Below are 648 nucleotides of genomic sequence, written 5' to 3' on the forward strand. Positions count from 1 at the left end.
CTTCTGTCGATCGACCTCGATCGGCCGGAGTCCGAACGGCTGGTACGGAAAATAAACATATCGGTGAAAGACTGATCTTTACCACTGCATCGGCCGGAAATCGGCTCCGACTTTCCGAAAGCACGATGCAGCAAATTGAAATGGCTCTCATGCGGGATGGCCTTGAGCGGCGTCCTCGCGCCAAGGAGGCTTTGAAATGACCAGAACTGAAAATATCACCATGACCAATGGCGAATTCGCTCATCTCGGCGAGGGCTCGGTCGCCTATCTCAGAAAGGTCTCGAGCGACGAATTGCTCGGCCGTTTCCCCAATCTCGGCGAAATCGCCCCCGGCATGGAACTGTGGGCCTTGTTTGCCGCCAATGGTCAGCCGATCCTGCTTTCCGATGCGCGTGACCGCGCTCTGGCCGGCGCCATGGAAAACGACCTGACCACCGTCGCCATTCACTGACAGCGATTTCCGGCTGAAACGGAAAGGGCCGCCCATGGCGGCCCTGTAGCGATCTCATTCTCGAAATTCAGGCCGCGTGCGAAGCCTGGGTGTCCGACAAAAGCGCGTGGATAGCGGCGGCGTCGCGCGTACCCCTGATCTTGGCCACCGTGTCGGCATCGCGCAGGACCCGCGCGATGCGCGACAGTGCCTTGAGG

The 648-nt window shown here is 59.6% G+C and carries 1 protein-coding gene and 2 pseudogenes; 2 read left to right on the top strand and 1 reads right to left on the bottom strand.

Annotated elements, in window-relative coordinates; genetic code table 11:
• Together EN750_RS41335 and EN750_RS37800 are read left to right on the top strand one after the other, a co-directional pair.
• Positions 1-75, top strand: a pseudogene (locus tag EN750_RS41335) (heat-shock protein Hsp20); the annotation flags it as partial.
• Between the two features lie 121 nt (positions 76-196).
• Positions 197-451 carry a DUF1150 family protein gene (locus EN750_RS37800; protein ID WP_023760740.1) on the top strand — a complete coding sequence of 85 codons (255 nt, stop codon included), beginning with the start codon at positions 197-199 and terminating at the stop codon, positions 449-451.
• Between the two features lie 67 nt (positions 452-518).
• Here EN750_RS37800 and EN750_RS41340 read toward each other — a convergent pair.
• A pseudogene (locus tag EN750_RS41340) lies at positions 519-648 on the bottom strand (PTS sugar transporter subunit IIA); the annotation flags it as partial.

The organism is Mesorhizobium sp. M7A.F.Ca.ET.027.03.2.1, assembly GCF_003999175.1.
Taxonomy (GTDB): Bacteria; Pseudomonadota; Alphaproteobacteria; order Rhizobiales; family Rhizobiaceae; genus Mesorhizobium.

Bases quoted from the DNA above. Each gene is read 5' to 3' on its own strand.
- EN750_RS37800 (WP_023760740.1), top strand. From the start codon at position 197: ATGACCAGAACTGAAAATATCACCATGACCAATGGCGAATTCGCTCAT.